This is a genomic window from Pseudomonas sp. C2B4 (assembly GCF_013359695.1).
In the GTDB taxonomy this organism is placed as follows: Bacteria; Pseudomonadota; Gammaproteobacteria; order Pseudomonadales; family Pseudomonadaceae; genus Aquipseudomonas.
This window is the reverse complement of the sequence record NZ_JABFMU010000030.1, coordinates 60,469-77,889: the sequence shown is the minus strand read 5'-3', so window position 1 is coordinate 77,889 and position 17,421 is coordinate 60,469. Positions and strand designations below refer to the sequence as shown.

Genomic DNA, 17,421 nt, shown 5'->3' with positions numbered 1-17,421 from the left:
TTGGCGGGCCTGTGGTTCCGCTGACCTTTCAATTGATCTCGCTGATCATTGCAGCCTGGTACGGCGCCAAACTGTTGAGCCGACCCATCCAGCGCCTGAGCGACGCCGCCGAGCGCCTGAGCGAAGACCTCAACAGCCCGCCGCTGGACGAGTCTGGCCCTAGGGAAGCACGGATGGCTGCGCACACCTTCAACCAAATGCAGCGACGGATCATCGAGCAGGTGAAACAACGCTCACGGATGCTCGGCGCGGTGTCCCACGATCTGCGCACGCCGCTGTCGCGACTCAAGCTGCGGCTGGAGCAGATCGACGACGACAGGTTGCAGGGCCAGATGCGCCAGGATCTGGACGACATGATCAGCATGCTCGACGCCACCCTCACCTACCTGCACGAACAGCGCACCAGCGAAGCGCCGCAGTGGATGGACGTGCAGGCGCTGGTGGAGTCCCTGAGCGAAAACGCCCAGGACCAGGGCGCCGATGTCCAGACCGACGGTCACTGTGCGCCGCTGCAGGTACAACCGATGGCGTTGCGTTCCTGCGTCAACAACCTGCTGGACAACGCGCTGCGTTATGCCGGGCAGGCGCTGATCACCCTGGAGGATCATCGGGAAGCACTGTTGATCAGGGTGATCGATCAAGGGCCAGGCATCGCAGCCGAGCAGCGCGAAGCGGTGTTCGAACCGTTTTTTCGCCTGGAAGGTTCGCGCAATCGTAACTCAGGGGGTGTCGGGCTGGGCATGACCATCGCCCGGGAAGCGGCCGAGCGGCTGGGTGGGCAATTGAGCCTGGAAGAAACGCCGGGGGGCGGGTTGACTGCGGTCATTCGCCTGCCGCGTATCTGAAAACACCTGGCCCATTGTGGGAGCGAGCCTGCTCGCGAAGAGGTCGGCACATTCGACATCAATGCGACTGATAGACCGCTTCGCGAGCAGGCTCGCTCCCACAGGGTTCCGGGTGAATCGAAGAATCAGCGTTTACGCAGAATCACGCTACCGATCGAGTACCCGGCGCCGAACGAGCTGAGCACCGCCAGCGAACCGGCTGGCAGATCGTCCTGATGCTTGTGGAAGGCAATCACGGAACCGGCGGAGCTGGTGTTGGCGTAGGTGTCGAGAATCACCGGTGCTTCCTGCTCGGTGGCGTCGCGGCCCAGCAGTTTCTTGACGATCAGGTGATTCATGCTGAGGTTGGCCTGGTGCAGCCAGAAGCGCTTCACGTCGCTGACGTTAAGCTGGTTCTCTTCCAGATGCGCACCGATCAGTTCGGCCACCATCGGGCAGACTTCCTTGAACACCTTGCGGCCTTCCTGCACGAACAATTTGTCCCTGGCCCCGATACCTTCTTCCGCAGCGCGATTGAGGAAGCCGAAGTTGTTGCGGATGTTGTTGGAGAACTTGGTCAGCAGTTTGGTGCTGACCACATCGAATTGATGCTTGGACGTGGCCAGGTCGGCGCGCTCGACGATCACTGCGGTGGCCGCATCGCCGAAAATGAAATGGCTGTCGCGGTCGCGGAAGTTCAAGTGACCGGTGCAGACTTCCGGGTTGACCATCAGAATCGCCCGGGCCTGGCCCAACTGGATGCTGTTGGCGGCGGTCTGGATGCCGAAGGTCGCCGAAGAACAGGCCACGTTCATGTCGAAACCGAAACCCTGGATACCCAGCGCTTCCTGGACTTCGATGGCAATGGCCGGGTAGGCGCGTTGCAGGTTGGAGCAGGCGACGATCACGCCGTCGATGTCCGCGGCGGTCTTGCCGGCGCGCTGCAAGGCTTGTTCGGCGGCGCCGATGGCCATCTGGCACAGCACCGACCATTCGTCGTTGGAACGCTCCGGCAGGCGCGGCGCCATGCGTTGCGGGTCGAGGATGCCGTCCTTGTCCATGACAAAGCGACTCTTGATGCCGGAAGCTTTTTCGATAAACGCAGCGCTGGACTCGGTCAACGCTTCAATCTCGCCGCGCGCGATGGCGTCAGCGTTGTCGGCATTGAATTGCGCTACATAGGTATTGAAAGACTGCACCAGCTCTTCGTTGGAGATGCTGTTGGCCGGAGTGTAGAGGCCGGTGCCGCTGATGACGACGTTATGCATGGTCGTGTCTCTGATCTGTTCAGGCAGAAAGCATTGGCACTGTCGTACCAATACGCAAAGGGTCTATTCCCATCCGGGGGGACGCAAACCTGGCATCGCTTTATTCCGTCACGCGATCCGGCCGAAGGCTCTGGGTCGCGAAACTGGCGTTTATGGTCGCGAAGTTTGCCATAAACCTAATGATTTGGCGCCTTTTGCAAGAACAATGACATCCCTGTGTGAACTTGTGTGGCGAGGGGATTTATCCCCGTTGGGTGGCGAAGCCGCCCCTAAACCGGCGCACTCGATGTATCAGTTACACCGAGTGCGCTGGTTTTACGACTGCTTCGCAGCCGGACGGGGATAAATCCCCTCGCCACAAAAGCTCGCTCCTACAGGGGGCATGTCAGGGTTCGACCTGGCTCCACTGCTTGCTCAGGCGCTTGTCCGAGATGGGCACCTTGGTCCCCAGTTGCTGGGCGAACAGCGACACCCGGTACTCCTCCAGCCACCAGCGATACAACTCCAGTTGCGGGTCGCGCTTGCCTTCCTGGGCGTGTTTGTTGGCGCGGGTCTGGTACTGGGTCCAGAGATTGGATAACTCGCCGCTCCAGACCCGGTCTTTCTGCACCTGAGCGCCCAGTTTCTCGAAGCGCTGCTCGATGGCCTTGAGGTAACGCGGAAATTCCTTGAGCCATTGCATCGGCGTTTCCCGGACAAAACCCGGGTACACCAGTTGGCTGAGCTGCTGCTTGATGTCATTCAGGGCCACGGCTTGCGCCAGGTCGATCTTGCCCTTGAAGCGCTTTTGCAGGCCATGCCAGAGCTTGAGGATTTCCAGGGTCAGCTTCGCCACCCGTTCGGCGTGCTCGGTCCAGGCACCGCGCTTGCGCTCGGCCAGCGACGCCAGCGCGGCACCATCACGGGGCAATGGGTCTTCACCGTCGAGAATGCAGCTGTCGAGGCTGGCCAGCAGAATGTCTTCCACCAGCGCATCGACGCGCCCCATGTCGCGATACAGCAGGCCCAGTTCGGTCAGGCCCGGCAGCTTGCCGCGCAAGAACTTCGCCGACTCCGCCAGTTGCTGCATCAGCAAACGCTGCAAGGCCCGGCGATGCTGGAACTCGGCTTCGGCCGGCGTCGAGAAGCGCCCTTCCTTGACCGTGCCGCTCTCCTCCACCAACGCCGGATACACCGTCATCGACAGCCCAGCGATCTTCTGCTGGGTTTTCTCGGCCACGGCGGCGAACACTTTTGGCTCCACCGGTTGTTGGCTTTTCGCGGTCTGCGGCACGGCCAACGCCGCCTGGCTAGCCTCGGCGAAACGAGCCGTCAGCTCGGCCAGGTCGCGGCCTTCACCGAGAAACTTGCCCTGCGCGTCGACGATTTCCAGGTTCATTCGCAGGTGGTTTTCCACCTGCAGCGCCGCTTCGGCCCAGGCCTCGTCGCTGACGCGGGCGCCGGTCATGCGCAGCAGCTCACGACCCAATGCCTGGGGCAACGAACCCTCGGCGAAGGTCATGCGTTGCAAGGCGGCTTTGACGAAGTCCGGCACCGGCACGAAATTCTTGCGCAAGGCCTTGGGCAGGTTGCGCACCAGGGCAACGCACTTGGCTTCGATAACGCCCGGCACCAGCCATTCCAGGCGCTCCGGCGGCAGCATCGGCAACAGCGGCGCCGGCACGCGCAGGGTCACGCCGTCGCGCGGGTGATTCGGTTCGAAGTGGTAGCTGAGCGCCAATTCCAGATCGCCGATGTGGAGGGTGTCCGGATAATGCTGGGCGGTGACTTCACTGGCTTCGCGGGCCAGCACGTCTTCTTCGCGCATGATCAGCAGCTGCGGATTCTTCTGGCTGTTGACCCGATACCAGCTGTCGAAGGTCGCGGTCTGGTGAATCTCTGCCGGCAGTCTCGCGTCGTAGAAGGCGAAAAGGGTTTCTTCGTCGGCGAGGATGTCGCGACGACGGGCCTTGGCTTCCAGTTCGTCGAGCTGCTCCAGCAACTGCTTGTTCGCCGTCAGGCACTTGGCCTTGGACTGGATCTCACCGCGCACCAGCCCTTCGCGGATAAACAGCTCCCGGGATACCACCGGGTCGACAGGACCGTAATGCACCGGTCGGCGACCGACCACGATCAACCCGAACAACGTGATCTGCTCGAACGCCACCACCTGGCCGCGCTTCTTCTCCCAGTGGGGTTCGAAGTGGTTTTTCTTGATCAGGTGTCCGGCCAGCGGCTCGATCCAGTCGGCATCGATCTTGGCCACCATGCGCGCATAGAGCTTGGTGGTTTCCACCAGTTCGGCGGTCATCAGCCATTGCGGGCGTTTCTTGCCGATCCCCGACGAGGGGTGAATCCAGAAGCGTCGCTGGCGGGCGCCCAGGTAGTCGCCGTCTTCGGTCTTCTGGCCGATCTGGCTGAGCAGGCCTACCAGCACCGCTTTGTGCAGCTTCGGGTAATCCGCCGGTTCTTTGTTGAGGCTCAGCTGCATGTCGCGGCAGATCAGGCTCAACTGGCGATGGGAATCACGCCACTCGCGCAGGCGCAGGTAATTGAGGAAATTCTTGCGGCACCAATTGCGCAACGGGCTGGCGCTCAACGCCTGGCGCTGCTCTTCGAAACCGCGCCACAGATTCACCAGGCCGGCGAAGTCCGAGTCGGCGTCTTTCCATTGCGCGTGAGCCTGATCCGCCGCTTGCTGACGCTCCGGCGGACGCTCGCGCGGGTCCTGGATCGACATGGCACTGGCGACGATCAGCACTTCCTGCAAGCTGCCCAGCTTGGCCGCTTCCAGCAGCATGCGGCCCATGCGCGGGTCCACCGGCAGTCGCGCCAGCTGACGGCCGAGCGGGGTCAATTGACTGTTGCGATCCACCGCCGAGAGTTCTTGCAGCAGGTTGAAACCGTCGCTGATGGCCTTGCCATCCGGTGGCTCGATGAACGGGAACGCGGTGATCTCGCCCAGGCGCAGATGCAGCATCTGCAAAATAACGGCGGCGAGGTTGGTCCGCAGGATTTCCGGATCGGTGAATTCCGGGCGACCGAGAAAATCTTCTTCGCTGTACAGGCGCACGCAAATGCCCGGCTCGACCCGTCCGCAACGGCCTTTGCGCTGATTGGCACTGGCTTGGGAAATCGCTTCGATGGGCAGGCGCTGGACCTTGGCGCGGTAGCTGTAGCGGCTGATGCGCGCAGTGCCGCTGTCGATCACATAACGAATACCCGGCACCGTCAGCGAGGTTTCCGCGACGTTGGTCGCCAGGACCACGCGACGGCCCGGATGCGACTGGAAAATCCGCTGCTGCTCGGCCGGCGACAATCGGGCGTACAACGGCAGGATTTCGGTGTGCTTGAGCTGGGCCTTGCGCAGCATGTCGGCGGCGTCGCGAATCTCGCGCTCACCGGGCAGGAACACCAGCACGTCACCGGGACTGCGGCGCTCGCTACGCTCGTAGGCCGCGATTTCGTCGAGGGTGGCGAGGATCGCCTGGTCCACGGTCAGGTCGTCCTCGACCCGGTTGCCCTCTTCGTCCTGCTCCAGGGTCAGCGGGCGATACCAGGTCTCCACCGGGAAAGTACGGCCGGACACTTCGACAATCGGCGCATCGTCGAAATGCTTGGAGAAGCGCTCCAGGTCGATGGTCGCCGAGGTGATGATGACCTTCAGGTCCGGACGGCGCGGCAGCAGGGTTTTCAGGTAACCCAGCAGGAAGTCGATGTTGAGGCTGCGTTCGTGGGCTTCGTCGACGATGATGGTGTCGTAGCGTTCCAGGTAGCGGTCGTTCTGGGTTTCCGCCAGCAGAATGCCGTCAGTCATCAGTTTGATCAGCGTATTGGAATCGCTTTGGTCTTCGAAGCGAACCTGATAACCGACCAGCGCCCCCAGCGGCGTGCCCAGTTCCTCGGCGACCCGGCTCGCCACGCTGCGTGCAGCGATTCGGCGCGGCTGGGTGTGGCCGATCAGGCCATGTTGACCACGACCGATTTCCAGGCAGATTTTCGGCAACTGGGTGGTTTTACCCGAACCGGTTTCGCCGGCGATGATCAGCACTTGGTGCTTTTCCAGTGCTTTCTTGATCTCGTCGCGCTTGGCGGCGATCGGCAGGCTGTCGTCGTAACGAATCACCGGAAGGCTGGCCTTGCGCGCCAGCACCTGCTCACAGGACGCCTGCATCCGCGCCACCCACTGGGCCAGCTTGGCCTCGTCGGGTTTCTTGCGCAGCTCAAGCAACTGCCGCCGCAGCCGGTGGCGGTCGGCGAGCATGGCGTGATCGAGGTTTTTCAGCAGTTTGTCGATGGAGGGCGATTCGTCGGTCATCGGGTACGCAATTCGGTCGTGTAGTGGCGCAAGGTTGCGGATTGTCGCAGATTTTACGGCCGCTGCGCGGCCGATCGCGAGCAGGCTCGCTCCCACAATGGATCTACAGCGACCACAAAATCGGGTGCAATGCGGTCAAATGTGGGAGCGAGCCTGCTCGCGATCGGCCGCGCAGCGGACGCAGAGAACTACTCGCTGTCCAGGCCCTTGCGCCGATACGGGAACACATCAATCACCTTCCCCGCCCGGATCGCCTCTTGCAGCCCTTTCCAGTAATCGGCGTTGTACAACTCGCCATGCAACTGATCGAACAACTTGCGCTGCCCGGCATCGGCAAACAGGAACGGTGGAAATTCTTCCGGGAACACGTCCAGCGGCCCGATCGAATACCAGGGTTCGGAGGCCATTTCGTCCTCGGGTGTGCGCGGTGCCGGGATGTGACGGAAGTTGGCTTCGGTCAGGAAGCAGATCTCGTCGTAGTCGTAGAACACCACACGGCCGTGACGGGTCACGCCGAAGTTCTTCAACAGCATGTCGCCGGGAAAGATGTTGGCCGCCGCCAGTTGCTTGATCGCCAGGCCGTAATCTTCCAGCGCCTCGCGGACCTGCGCCTCGTTGGCGTTTTCCAGGTACAGGTTCAACGGCGTCATGCGCCGCTCGGTCCAGCAGTGGCGGATCAGTACCGTGTCGCCTTCCACCGACACCGTGGACGGCGCCACTTCCAGCAGTTCCTCCAGGCACGCCGGGTCGAACTTGCTCAGCGGGAAGCGGAAGTCGGCGAACTCCTGGGTATCGGCCATGCGCCCGACGCGGTCGACGCTTTTCACCAGCCGATACTTCTCGATCACCGTGGCGCGGTCGACGTTTTTCGACGGCGAGAAGCGGTCCTTGATGATCTTGAACACGGTGTTGAACCCCGGCAGGGTGAACACGCTCATCACCATGCCGCGCACGCCCGGCGCCATGATGAACTGGTCGTCGGTGTTGGCCAGGTGATTGATCAGCGCCCGGTAGAACTCGGATTTGCCGTGTTTGTAGAAACCGATCGAGGTGTACAGCTCGGCGATGTGCTTGCCCGGGAGGATGCGCCTGAGGAAGCCGATGAACTCCGCCGGCACCGGCACATCCACCATGAAATACGAACGGGTGAACGAGAAGATGATCGACACATCGGCTTCGTCGGTGATCAGGGCATCGATCTGGATGCCGCGTCCTTCAAGGTGCAGCAGCGGAATCGCCAGCGGCCATTGCTCATCGGCGGTGTAGATGCGCCCCACCAGGTACGCACCCTTGTTGCGGTACAGCACCGAGGAAAACAGCTCGACACTCAGCTCCGGGTCCTTGCACACCCAGTCCGGCAGGTTTTCCCGCAACTGCGCTTCGAGGCGACGCAGGTCGCCGGGCAGGTCGGCGTACTCCTCGCTGAAGCGATAGTCGGCAAAGATGCTCGCGAGCATGCCCGACAACTGGCCTTGGGGTTTGTAGGTGCGGGTTTGCGCGGCTCGAGCCCGGCGCAGGCTTGGCCGGGTGGTGTGGATGAACATGCAGCCATCGCTGATCAGGTCATGGCTGAACAGGCCGCAGAAAATCGAGTTGTACCAGGTCTCGGACAGTTCATCGTCGAAACGCAGGTCGATCAGGCTGATGTAGGCGCTTTTGACCAGCGGCCAACAGCTGACATCCAGCGTGTCGGCGTCAAACGCGGTGCGCAGTCGATCCACCGTTTCACTGACCTTTTCCTCATACAGATTGATCCGCGCTGCCGACGCCGACTGCGTCTCCTGCCACTTGGCCTGCTCGAAACGCGCCCGGGCGCCATCGGTGATCTGGCGGAAATGCTCGCGGTAATCGTCAAAGCCTTCGAGGATCAGGCGGGCGATGTCGGCGGCTGGCCATTGCTGCGGCATGGTGAGACCTCTGCGGGAATTCGTGAGCCCTGAGCTTAGCCAGTGAAGCGGGTGCAGGAGAAGCGTAATTTTCCAGCTCGAATTGAATGCCTGTTTTCCGGTTGCCAGACTGAAGGCGCTCGGCAACACTCTCGTCCCGATCAAGGAAGGAGAACACCGTGAACCCCGTCGATCTATTCCGATTACTGTCGCTGGCGGCCATTTGGGGTGCGAGTTTTCTGTTCATGCGCATCATCGCCCCGGTGATTGGCACGATTCCCACCGCGTTTTTCCGCGTATCGATCGCCGCCGTCGGACTGCTGGTGATTCTCGGGCTGATGCGTATCAGCTGGGATTTCAAGGGCAAGCTGAAAACCGTGATGCTATTGGGGGTGATCAACTCCGGCATTCCCGCGACCCTGTATTCGGTGGCCGCACAGGTTCTGCCCGCCGGTTACTCGGCGATTTTCAACGCCACCACACCACTGATGGGGGTGTTGATCGGCGGCCTGTTCTTCCATGAGCGGCTCACCGGCGCCAAGCTCGGCGGCGTGTTTTTAGGGTTGTTCGGCGTTGGCGTGCTGACCCGCGCCGGCCCCGTGGCATTCGACATGGAACTGCTGCTGGGCGCCGTCGCCTGCCTGCTCGCCACCACCTGCTACGGCTTCGCCGGCTTCCTCGCCCGCCGCTGGCTCGACCAGGCCGGTGGCCTCGACAGTCGCCTGTCGGCGCTGGGCAGCATGCTCGGGGCGACCCTGTTCGTTTTGCCGCTGTTCGGCTACAGCGTAATCAGCCAGCCGCCGGTCAGCTGGGGTGGCTGGAACGTCTGGTTGTCGTTGTTGGGGTTGGGACTGGGATGCACGGCGTTTGCGTACATCATTTACTTCCGCTTGCTGAGTTCGGTCGGCCCGGTGAAGTCGATGACCACGACCTTCCTGATCCCGCCGTTCGGGGTGTTGTGGGGGGCACTGTTTCTCGATGAGCCGCTGTCGATGGCGCATCTGTATGGCGGGGTGTTGATTGCGGCGGCGTTGTGGATGGTGTTGAAGCCGGCGGTGAAGACATCTGTTGAGGTGACTGCCAGATAGTTTTGCGGTGCCGCTGATGACGCCTTCGCGAGCAGGCTCGCTCCCACAGTTGACCTCAGTGTTCACACAAGAAATGTGCTTAAGGAGATCCAGTGTGGGAGCGAGCCTGCTCGCGAAAGCGGCGGGTCTGACACCAGAAATCACAAAGCCAGGTCACTCACCTCCCCATCCACCAACCGCCGAATCCCCAGCGGATTACTGTCCTGCAACGCCTCGGGCAGCAACGCATCCGGGTAATTCTGGAAGCACACCGGCCGCAGGAATCGATCAATCGCCAAAGTCCCCACTGATGTTCCCCGCGAGTCGGATGTCGCCGGATACGGCCCGCCATGCACCATCGCCTCACACACCTCGACCCCGGTCGGATAGCCATTGAGCAGAATCCGCCCGACCTTCTCTTGCAGCATCTCCGCCAGCCAGCGGTACTCGAGCAACTCCTCGGCCTCGCCGATCAATGTTGCGGTCAGTTGCCCGCGCAAGCCGTGCAGCGCCGTGGCCAACTGTGCGCGATCCTCGACTTCGATGACGAGGGTGGTCGGCCCGAACACTTCTTCCTGAAGCAATTCATCGCCCTTGAGCAGCAGACTGACATCGGCCTTGAACACTTGCGGCTGCGCTTGATGCCCCTGCTGTGGCTTGCCTGCCAGATGCGTCACACCCGGATGCTCGTGCAGTTCGCCCAAGCCTCGGCTGTAACTGACCAAGGCACCGGTGTTGAGCATGGTTTGCGCCGGTTGCTCGTTCATGTTGGCGCAAAAGGTTTGCACAAAGGAGCTGAACTGCGGCGAACGCAGGCCGATGACCAGACCCGGATTGGTGCAGAACTGACCACAACCCAGCGTCACCGAACCGGCCAGTTGCGCAGCGATCTGCTCACCGCGAACCGCCAGCGCTTCGGGCAACAGGAACACCGGGTTGATGCTCGACATCTCCGCGAATACCGGGATCGGCTGAGGCCGGGTCGCGGCCATGTGGCTCAGGGCATTACCGCCCTTGAGCGACCCCGTGAAACCCACGGCCTGAATCGCCGGATGCTTGACCAGCCACTCACCGACGCCCGCGCCATAGATCATGTTGAACACGCCGGCCGGCATATCGGTGCGCTCGGCGGCGCGGATGATCGCGTCCGCCACCCACTCGGCCGTAGCCATATGACCGCTGTGGGCCTTGAACACCACCGGGCAACCGGCGGCCAGCGCCGAGGCGGTATCGCCCCCGGCGGTGGAAAATGCCAGCGGAAAGTTACTGGCGCCGAACACGGCGACAGGTCCCAACGCGATGCGGTACTGGCGCAGGTCCGGGCGAGGCAGCGGTTGGCGATCGGGCAAGGCGCGGTCGATCCGTGCGCCGTAGAAATCCCCGCGACGCAGGACTGTGGCGAACAGGCGCAGCTGGCCACTGGTGCGTGAGCGCTCACCTTGAATTCGCCCAGCCGGCAATGCGGTTTCACGGCACACGGTGGCGACGAAATCTTCGCCCAGGGCATCGATTTCGTCAGCGATGGCGTCGAGGAACGTTGCACGTTTCTCGGCGCTCAAGTTGCGGTAAATCGGATACGCCGTTGCGGCGGCTTTGGCAGCGGCGTCCACTTCGGCTTCCGAGGCCTGGAAGAAATGGCCAGGCAAGGGTTCGCCCGTGGTGGCGTCGAGGCTTTGCAATTGCGACGTACCGTTGGCGCTGCGACGCCCACCGATGTAGTTGTGTCCAAGTACCAATGTCATGGGACGTTCCTTTTGAAGATTTAAAGCGCGCGCACCTGGTCGATTGGCAGCGGCTGGGCGCTTTCACCGATGCCGTTGACCAGCGGCGCACCGAACTCATCGAGGCTGATCTGGAAGCGATCCCCTGGCTGGGTTCTCACGCCATCGGCAAACGACAGCGTGGCCGTGCCGAAGTAATGCACGTGGACATCGCCGGGGCGCAGAAACTGCGCGTACTTGAAGTGATGGAACTCGAGGTTGGCGAGGCTGTGGCACATGTTGTCTTCGCCGCTCAGAAATTCCTTTTCCCAGATCGTTTCACCGTTGCGCTTGATGCGGCTGGTGCCGACCAGATGCTTGGGCAACTCACCGATGCGCAGCTCCGGACCGAAGGAGCAGCAGCGCAGCTTCGAATGAGCGAGGTACAAGTAGTTGCGCCGCTCCATGACGTGGTCGGAAAACTCGTTACCGAGCGCGTAACCGACACGGTACGGCTGGCCGTCGTCGCCGATCACATACAGGCCGGTCAGCTCCGGTTCCTCACCGGCGTCCTCGGCGAACGGTGGCACAGGGAAGTCCGCGCCAGGACGCACGACAATGCTGCCATCGCCCTTGTAGAACCACTCCGGTTGCGCACCGACCTGCCCGTCCGCCGGCTTACCTCCCTCCAGCCCCCACTTGAACATGCGCATGGTGTCGGTCATGCCGACTTCGACCTCCCTCTCGTGCTGATGCATTTTGTCCCGGGTCGAGGCACTGCCCAGGTGAGTCAGGCCGGTGCCGCTGATCAGGCAATGCGCCGGGTCTTCATGGTCCAGCGGTGGCAGGACCTGACGCTGCAGCAACAGCTGCGCGTAATCCGGGCCTGGCTCGGTGCCGCGCAGGGCGATTTCTTCCTGCAGGCTGCGTTGGGCACGGATCGCCGCGAGTGCCAGTTCGCGGGTGCTTTGGGTGCCTTTGAGCACCTGGACCTGTGGGCCTTCGACGACGCCAACCTGGCGTTCACCGGCAGTGTTTTCAAATTGAATCAGGCGCATGTCGGCCTCCGGAAAGTCGTGGAGTGTGGTGAGGGGATTTATCCCCGTTCGGCTGCGAAGCAGTCGTGAATCAGATCAACCCGTTCAGTCTGAACTGGCGCCGGGGCCGCTTCGCAGCCCAACGGGGATAAATCCCCTCGCCACAGGGTCACTCGATGATGTTGAAATCGCTCAGGTACTCATCGGAGATTTCCAGGCCCAGGCCCGGCTTGTGGTCGTCGAGCTGGATATAGCCGTTGACCGGCTGCGGTTCGCCCTTGAACACGTAGTAGAAGAGTTCGTTGCCGACCTCGACGTCGAACACCGGGAAGAATTCGGCCATCGGCGAGGCGGTGGTGGACATGGTCAGGTGATAGTTGTGCATCTGCCCGGCGTGAGGGATCACCGGCACCGACCAGGCTTCCGCCATGGCGTTGATCTTGCGCGCGGCGGTGATGCCGCCGACACGGTTGGTGTCGTACTGGATGACGTCGACGGCACGGCGTTCCAGCAGATCCTTGAAGCCATAGGACGTGAATTCGTGCTCGCCGCCGGAGATCGGCATGATCCCCATTTTTTTCAGTTCGATGTAACCCTCGATGTCATCGGCGATCACCGGTTCTTCGAGCCAGCGCGGTTCGAACTCGGCCAGTTTCGGCAACATGCGCCGGGCGTATTCGAGGGTCCAGCCCATGTAGCACTCAAGCATGATGTCCACGTCGGGACCGGCCAGTTCACGCAGGGCGCGCACTTGTTCGATGTTGCGGCGCATGCCCGCCGGGCCGTCTTTCGGACCGTAGCCGAAGCGCATTTTCAGCGCGGTGAACCCCTGGTTCAGATAGCCCTGGGCTTCTTCGAGGAACAGATCGAGGTTGTCGTTGGCATAGAGCTTGGAAGCGTAGGTCCAGATCTTTTCCTTGGTGCGCCCGCCCAGCAGCTTGAACACCGGCTTGTTCACCGCTTTGCCCATGATGTCCCAGATCGCGATGTCGATCGCCGAGATCGCCGCCATGCCAATGCCTTTGCGGCCCCAGGCGTGGCTCTGGCGGTACATCTTCTGCCAGATGTACTCGTTGTCGAACGGGTCTTCGCCAATGGCGATGGGTGCCAGGTAAGTGTCGATGATTTCCTTGGCCACGCGGGGCGCCAGCGCGCAGTTACCGATGCCGACAAGACCGGTGTCGGTCTCGACTTCCACCACCAGCCAGCCATGGAAACGGAACGAGCCCATGGCGTCGCCGCGCTCGAACAGGATGTCGCTGGCGTTGGTGCAGAAATGCGCTTGCGGCGGAACGACTTTGCCTTTCCACTCGAAAACGCGGGTACGGATTGCTTTGATTTTCATGGATACAGATTCCTTGCGCTGCCGGCTTCTTGTAGTTGTTTGAGTCGCTTGCACAGAACCGCTTCGGTGGCGGGTTCCTGGCATTCGATGGAGCGACTTTAGCCAGCGCCCGGGCGCTGCGGATAATCACTTATGCGTATCCGGCGATAACCTGGGGTGATATCAAAAACGGATTATTGAGTAGATAAAGTTATCGGCCACACACAAACAACTGTGGGAGCGGGTTTGCTCGCGAATGCAATCGGGCAGGCACCTTTTCAGTGACTGACGGACCGCTTTCGCGAGCAGGCTCGCTCCCACAGTGATTGGGGGGTGCCGGGTTTTGTGATCAATACAAAGAAATGTGGGAGCGAGCCTGCTCGCGAATGCAATCTGACAGGCACCTTTGCAGTGACTGACGGACCGCGTTCGCGAGCAGGCTCGCTCCCACAGGGGTACTGCGTTGGATCAGTCGTTGTTGCCACCCATCCGGCAGGCGATTTCGAAGGCCTGGCGCGTTGCGCCGACATTGGCCTTGCCCTGCCCCGCGATGTCGAATGCGGTGCCGTGGGCCGGGGTGGTGATGGGGATCGGCAGGCCGCCCTGCACCGTGACGCCACGGGAGAACCCCATCAACTTGATCGCGATCTGGCCCTGATCGTGGTACATGGTCACCACCGCGTCAAAGGCGCTGGCATCGCCCTGGACCTTGAGGAAAATCGTGTCCCCCGGATAGGGTCCTTCAGCAGCAATCCCCAGTGCCTGGGCCGTACGGACCGCCGGGCCGATGATGTCCAATTCCTCACGACCGAACGAGCCGTTGTCACCGTTGTGCGGGTTCAACCCACAGACACCGATACGCGGTTTTTCCAGGCCGCTGCGCTTGAGGGCGGTGTCGATCAGTTGAATCGCTTCCACCACACGTTTTTCGCTCAGCAGGCCCGATACCTCGGACAACGCGACATGGGATGTCACCCGGGACGTCCAGAGGTTATCGAGCACGTTGAATTCACAGAACGGCCCGTGGAAATCCAGCAGTTCGGCGAACCAGTGCAGCTCGTCGTTGTGGGCCATGCCAGCCATGTGCAACGAGGTCTTGTTCAGGGGGCCGAACAGCACTGCGTCGGTAGTGCCGGCTTCGGTCAGGCGCAGGGCTTTTTCCAGGGTATCGAGGCTGTAGCGGCCGCCAATCACGCTGGCTTCGCTGCGCGGGAATTCACCGAGGGTGTCGCCGCGAAAGTCATAGAACAGCGGCGTATCGTCCTTGAATTCAAGCTGCTCCAGTGACTCCACGCGGCGGTAGGGAAACTCGGTCCCGGCGATGCGCATGCCGCGTCGCATTTCCGCCTCGTCGGCGATCAGAATCACATGGGCCTTGCTGCGCACCTCGGGCTCGCCGAGCAGCCGTGCGATCAGTTCCGGGCCGATACCCGCCGGGTCACCCAGGACCATGGCGATGGTGGTTTTTTTCATGCTTCACTCCTCAAGGGTTCAGGCCACGCCCGGTCAATGGCGCAAGGCTCGCAGCGATAGGTTCGCAGTGCGTTGCTGTAGAACAGTCGCTCCTGATCGGCCATGGGCAGATCGGCGACGATGGATTTGAAACCGCTGTAAATGTCATCGAACGAGCCGCACAGGCTGTCCACGGGAAAGTTGCTGGCGAACATCGCACGATGGCTGCCGAACATCGCGATGATCTCGCGCACGATCCAGGCGTTGTCGATGGCGCGCCATGCCCGGCCCGCCTGGCCCAGGCCGGAAATTTTCACCTGCACGTTCGGCCATTGCGCCAGCCGCGCCATTGCCGTGCGCCAGCCTGCAAGGCCCTCGGCGCTACGGTCGTTGGGCAATCCGGCGTGGTTGAGAATCAGGGTGATGCCGGGAAAGTCCCGGGCCAGTCGTTCCGCTTCAGGCAGGTTCCACCAGGGCGTCTGCAAATCGAAATGCAGGCCCAGACCTTCCAGCGCGGCGTAACTGCGCCGCCAGTGTTCGTCGCTCATCAGGCTGCGCACGCGACCGAACTGCTCGGGGGAGGTCGGCCCGCCAGGTTTGTGCCGCACGCTGCGTACGCATTTGAAACCGGCCTGCTCGGTCAAGACGTCGATCGCGTCCGGATGATCCAGCCAGGCCTGCGCGACAATCGCATTCGGTACGCCGTAGCGAGCGGCCAGTTGCTCGATGAAACGGGTTTCGCCAATCGGGTCTTGCGGGTTCCACTCGGTCTCGACGTAAACCGTTTGCACCACCCGATGCTCGCCGGCGTCGGCGAAATAATCCTCGGGAAAATAGCGGCGCTTGATCGCGCTGTAATCACCGTAACGAAACGGGATGTTCGCCTGTGGCGCGAGCCACGGATGATCGTTGACGGCCGGGTCCCAGAAGTGATGATGGGCGTCGATGATCGGGCCATTCCAGCGCTTATCCATGGCGTACCTCGTCGAGACTGATGAACAACGTTGCGAAGACAAACACCGCCGAACACGCCGCAAAGAACCCCAGCACCGGTGCAAAGCCGCCGGACATTTGCAGGATCACGCCCACCAGGATCGGCACCGCGATACCGCCGGTGCTGCCGGCCATGTTCATCACGCCGCCGATCAGACCCACCCGCGCCGGAGCCGCCAGCAACGCGGGGAAGCTCCAGTAGAGACTGCCCCACATCAGGAAAAACGCGGTCATGGCCAGCAACGCCACGGCTGCGAAAGGATTGCTCAAGGTCGGCAACAGCAGGAACGCGCCGAGGGCCACCAGACCGGAAAACGCCAGCAGGCTCTTGACCGCCACACCGCGACTGACGCCTTTGCGGATCAAGCCATCGCAGAGAAACCCACCGGTCAACGAACCCAACGCGCCGCAGACGAAAATCACGAAGGTCGCCGCACCAATACCCTTGATATCAAAGCCTCGGGCCTGTGACAGATAACTCGGCCCCCAGGTCAGCAGACCGAAATACACCATCGCCCAACTGGCCCGGCCAATCAGCAGACCGCTCAGGGAACGGGCGGCGATGCCCAGGCCCTTTACCGGTGCACGGGCGGCTTCGGCGGCTGGCGTGGCGCGACCGGCGTTGATTTTTTCCAGCTCCAGGGCATTGACCTGTGGGTGGCTATTAGGGTCATCGCGCAGATAGCGCCATGCCAGCCAGGCCAGCGCCAGGGTTGCGACACCGGCAATCACGAACGCCAGGCGCCAGGAGTCGAGCGAGGCAATCAGAAAGGCGATGATCAACCCACCCAGTGCCACGCCCAGCGGGCTGCCGCTGTCCATCAGCACCGCGCCGCGACTGCGTTCGCTGGGCGCCAGCCACAGGGAAATCAGCTTGCCGCCGGACGGGAACAAGGGTGCTTCCGAGGCCCCCAGCGCCACACGGGCAAACAGCAATGACAAGCCACCGGTGGCAAACGCCGCCAACACCTGGAACGTGCCCCACAACCCGGTGGACCAACCGATCACCCGATGCGGACCGAAGCGATCGATCAGCCAGCCGCCGGGAATCTGCAGCAGTGCGTAGGCCCAGAAAAAGCTGCTGAGGATCAGCCCTTGCATGCTCGGTGACAGGGAAAACTCATGGGCGATGGTCGGCATGGCGATCGACAGCGATACCCGATCGATCAGGTTGACCATGGTCAGCGCGAAGATGATCGCGAAGATCCGCCAGCGCACATTGCTGGCCTTGAGGATGGTGACCTGCGGGGTTGCAGCGGCCGCGGTGGGCAACTGCAGGGAAGCACTGGGACGAGCCATGGTGCGTACCTCTTTTATTATTTTTGTCGGGGACAACATTGCCGTCTGTCTGTAGGAGCGAGCCTGCTCGCGATGGTCGTTAACGAAAACGCTGGTTAACTGACTCAACGCGGCGCTCTAGAGTCCTTCGCGAGCAGGCTCGCTCCCACAGAAGAAAGCGGCATTGGTGAGCACTATCGAAGGCCCAGCGATAACCGTCTAATCAAAACTTGAAATCAGGCGATAGCCTCGAGTTATGGCATACCTGACTTTCACGGCGCTTTCAGCGGACCCC

At 61.9% G+C, this 17,421-nt stretch carries 11 protein-coding genes; 2 read left to right on the top strand and 9 right to left on the bottom strand.

Annotated elements, in window-relative coordinates; translation table 11 throughout:
- A partial coding sequence (locus HNQ83_RS19020) for a HAMP domain-containing sensor histidine kinase (RefSeq protein ID WP_175390357.1) occupies positions 1–845 on the top strand: 845 nt, incomplete at its 5' end.
- Positions 846–970: 125 nt separating this feature from the next.
- Here the strand turns inward: HNQ83_RS19020 and HNQ83_RS19015 are convergent.
- The 3 genes from HNQ83_RS19015 to aceK form a co-directional block, all read right to left on the bottom strand.
- A complete protein-coding gene (locus tag HNQ83_RS19015) occupies positions 971–2,092 on the bottom strand; it encodes a beta-ketoacyl-ACP synthase III (RefSeq protein ID WP_175390356.1) in 1,122 nt (373 codons plus the stop codon).
- A 385-nt stretch (positions 2,093–2,477) separates the two neighbouring features.
- On the bottom strand, positions 2,478–6,389 hold the full coding sequence (gene hrpA, locus HNQ83_RS19010) for an ATP-dependent RNA helicase HrpA (protein ID WP_175390355.1): 3,912 nt from the start codon (positions 6,387–6,389) through the stop codon (positions 2,478–2,480).
- A gap of 188 nt (positions 6,390–6,577) precedes the next feature.
- Positions 6,578–8,296, bottom strand: a complete 1,719-nt coding sequence (gene aceK / locus HNQ83_RS19005; protein ID WP_175390354.1) for a bifunctional isocitrate dehydrogenase kinase/phosphatase — start codon at positions 8,294–8,296, stop codon at positions 6,578–6,580.
- Positions 8,297–8,454: 158 nt separating this feature from the next.
- Between aceK and HNQ83_RS19000 the strand changes: the two genes are divergently transcribed.
- A complete protein-coding gene (locus HNQ83_RS19000) occupies positions 8,455–9,363 on the top strand; it encodes an EamA family transporter (RefSeq protein WP_175390353.1) in 909 nt (302 codons plus the stop codon).
- Between the two features lie 140 nt (positions 9,364–9,503).
- Here the strand turns inward: HNQ83_RS19000 and HNQ83_RS18995 are convergent, their stop codons facing one another.
- The 6 genes from HNQ83_RS18995 to HNQ83_RS18970 all read right to left on the bottom strand — a co-directional run bounded on the left by HNQ83_RS18995 (position 9,504) and on the right by HNQ83_RS18970 (position 17,147).
- The gene (locus tag HNQ83_RS18995) at positions 9,504–11,084 is read right to left on the bottom strand and encodes an aldehyde dehydrogenase (NADP(+)) (RefSeq protein ID WP_175390352.1); all 1,581 of its coding nucleotides are present in this window, start codon (positions 11,082–11,084) and stop codon (positions 9,504–9,506) included.
- 20 nt (positions 11,085–11,104) lie between these two features.
- Entirely contained in the window at positions 11,105–12,100 is a 996-nt protein-coding gene (gene araD1 / locus HNQ83_RS18990; protein ID WP_175390351.1) for an AraD1 family protein, read from the bottom strand.
- A 148-nt stretch (positions 12,101–12,248) separates the two neighbouring features.
- Positions 12,249–13,424 carry an L-rhamnonate dehydratase gene (locus tag HNQ83_RS18985; protein WP_175390350.1) on the bottom strand — a complete coding sequence of 392 codons (1,176 nt, stop codon included), beginning with the start codon at positions 13,422–13,424 and terminating at the stop codon, positions 12,249–12,251.
- A 447-nt stretch (positions 13,425–13,871) separates the two neighbouring features.
- Positions 13,872–14,876 (bottom strand): 4-hydroxythreonine-4-phosphate dehydrogenase PdxA, encoded by a 1,005-nt coding sequence (locus HNQ83_RS18980; protein WP_175390349.1) that lies wholly within the window; start codon positions 14,874–14,876, stop codon positions 13,872–13,874.
- Positions 14,873–15,829 carry an amidohydrolase gene (locus HNQ83_RS18975; protein ID WP_175390348.1) on the bottom strand — a complete coding sequence of 319 codons (957 nt, stop codon included), beginning with the start codon at positions 15,827–15,829 and terminating at the stop codon, positions 14,873–14,875. The genes HNQ83_RS18980 and HNQ83_RS18975 overlap by 4 nt, the downstream gene beginning before the upstream one ends.
- Complete coding sequence (locus HNQ83_RS18970) at positions 15,822–17,147, bottom strand: MFS transporter (protein ID WP_175390347.1); 1,326 nt, start codon at positions 17,145–17,147, stop codon at positions 15,822–15,824. The genes HNQ83_RS18975 and HNQ83_RS18970 overlap by 8 nt, the downstream gene beginning before the upstream one ends.
- Positions 17,148–17,421 lie beyond the last annotated feature (274 nt).

Excerpts from the sequence above, each read along its gene's own strand:
- HNQ83_RS19015 (WP_175390356.1), bottom strand. The coding sequence starts at position 2,092 with ATGCATAACGTCGTCATCAGCGGCACCGGCCTCTACACTCCGGCCAAC.
- hrpA (WP_175390355.1), bottom strand. The coding sequence starts at position 6,389 with ATGACCGACGAATCGCCCTCCATCGACAAACTGCTGAAAAACCTCGAT.
- aceK (WP_175390354.1), bottom strand. The coding sequence starts at position 8,296 with ATGCCGCAGCAATGGCCAGCCGCCGACATCGCCCGCCTGATCCTCGAA.
- HNQ83_RS18995 (WP_175390352.1), bottom strand. The coding sequence starts at position 11,084 with ATGACATTGGTACTTGGACACAACTACATCGGTGGGCGTCGCAGCGCC.
- araD1 (WP_175390351.1), bottom strand. The coding sequence starts at position 12,100 with ATGCGCCTGATTCAATTTGAAAACACTGCCGGTGAACGCCAGGTTGGC.
- HNQ83_RS18985 (WP_175390350.1), bottom strand. The coding sequence starts at position 13,424 with ATGAAAATCAAAGCAATCCGTACCCGCGTTTTCGAGTGGAAAGGCAAA.
- HNQ83_RS18980 (WP_175390349.1), bottom strand. The coding sequence starts at position 14,876 with ATGAAAAAAACCACCATCGCCATGGTCCTGGGTGACCCGGCGGGTATC.
- HNQ83_RS18975 (WP_175390348.1), bottom strand. The coding sequence starts at position 15,829 with ATGGATAAGCGCTGGAATGGCCCGATCATCGACGCCCATCATCACTTC.
- HNQ83_RS18970 (WP_175390347.1), bottom strand. The coding sequence starts at position 17,147 with ATGGCTCGTCCCAGTGCTTCCCTGCAGTTGCCCACCGCGGCCGCTGCA.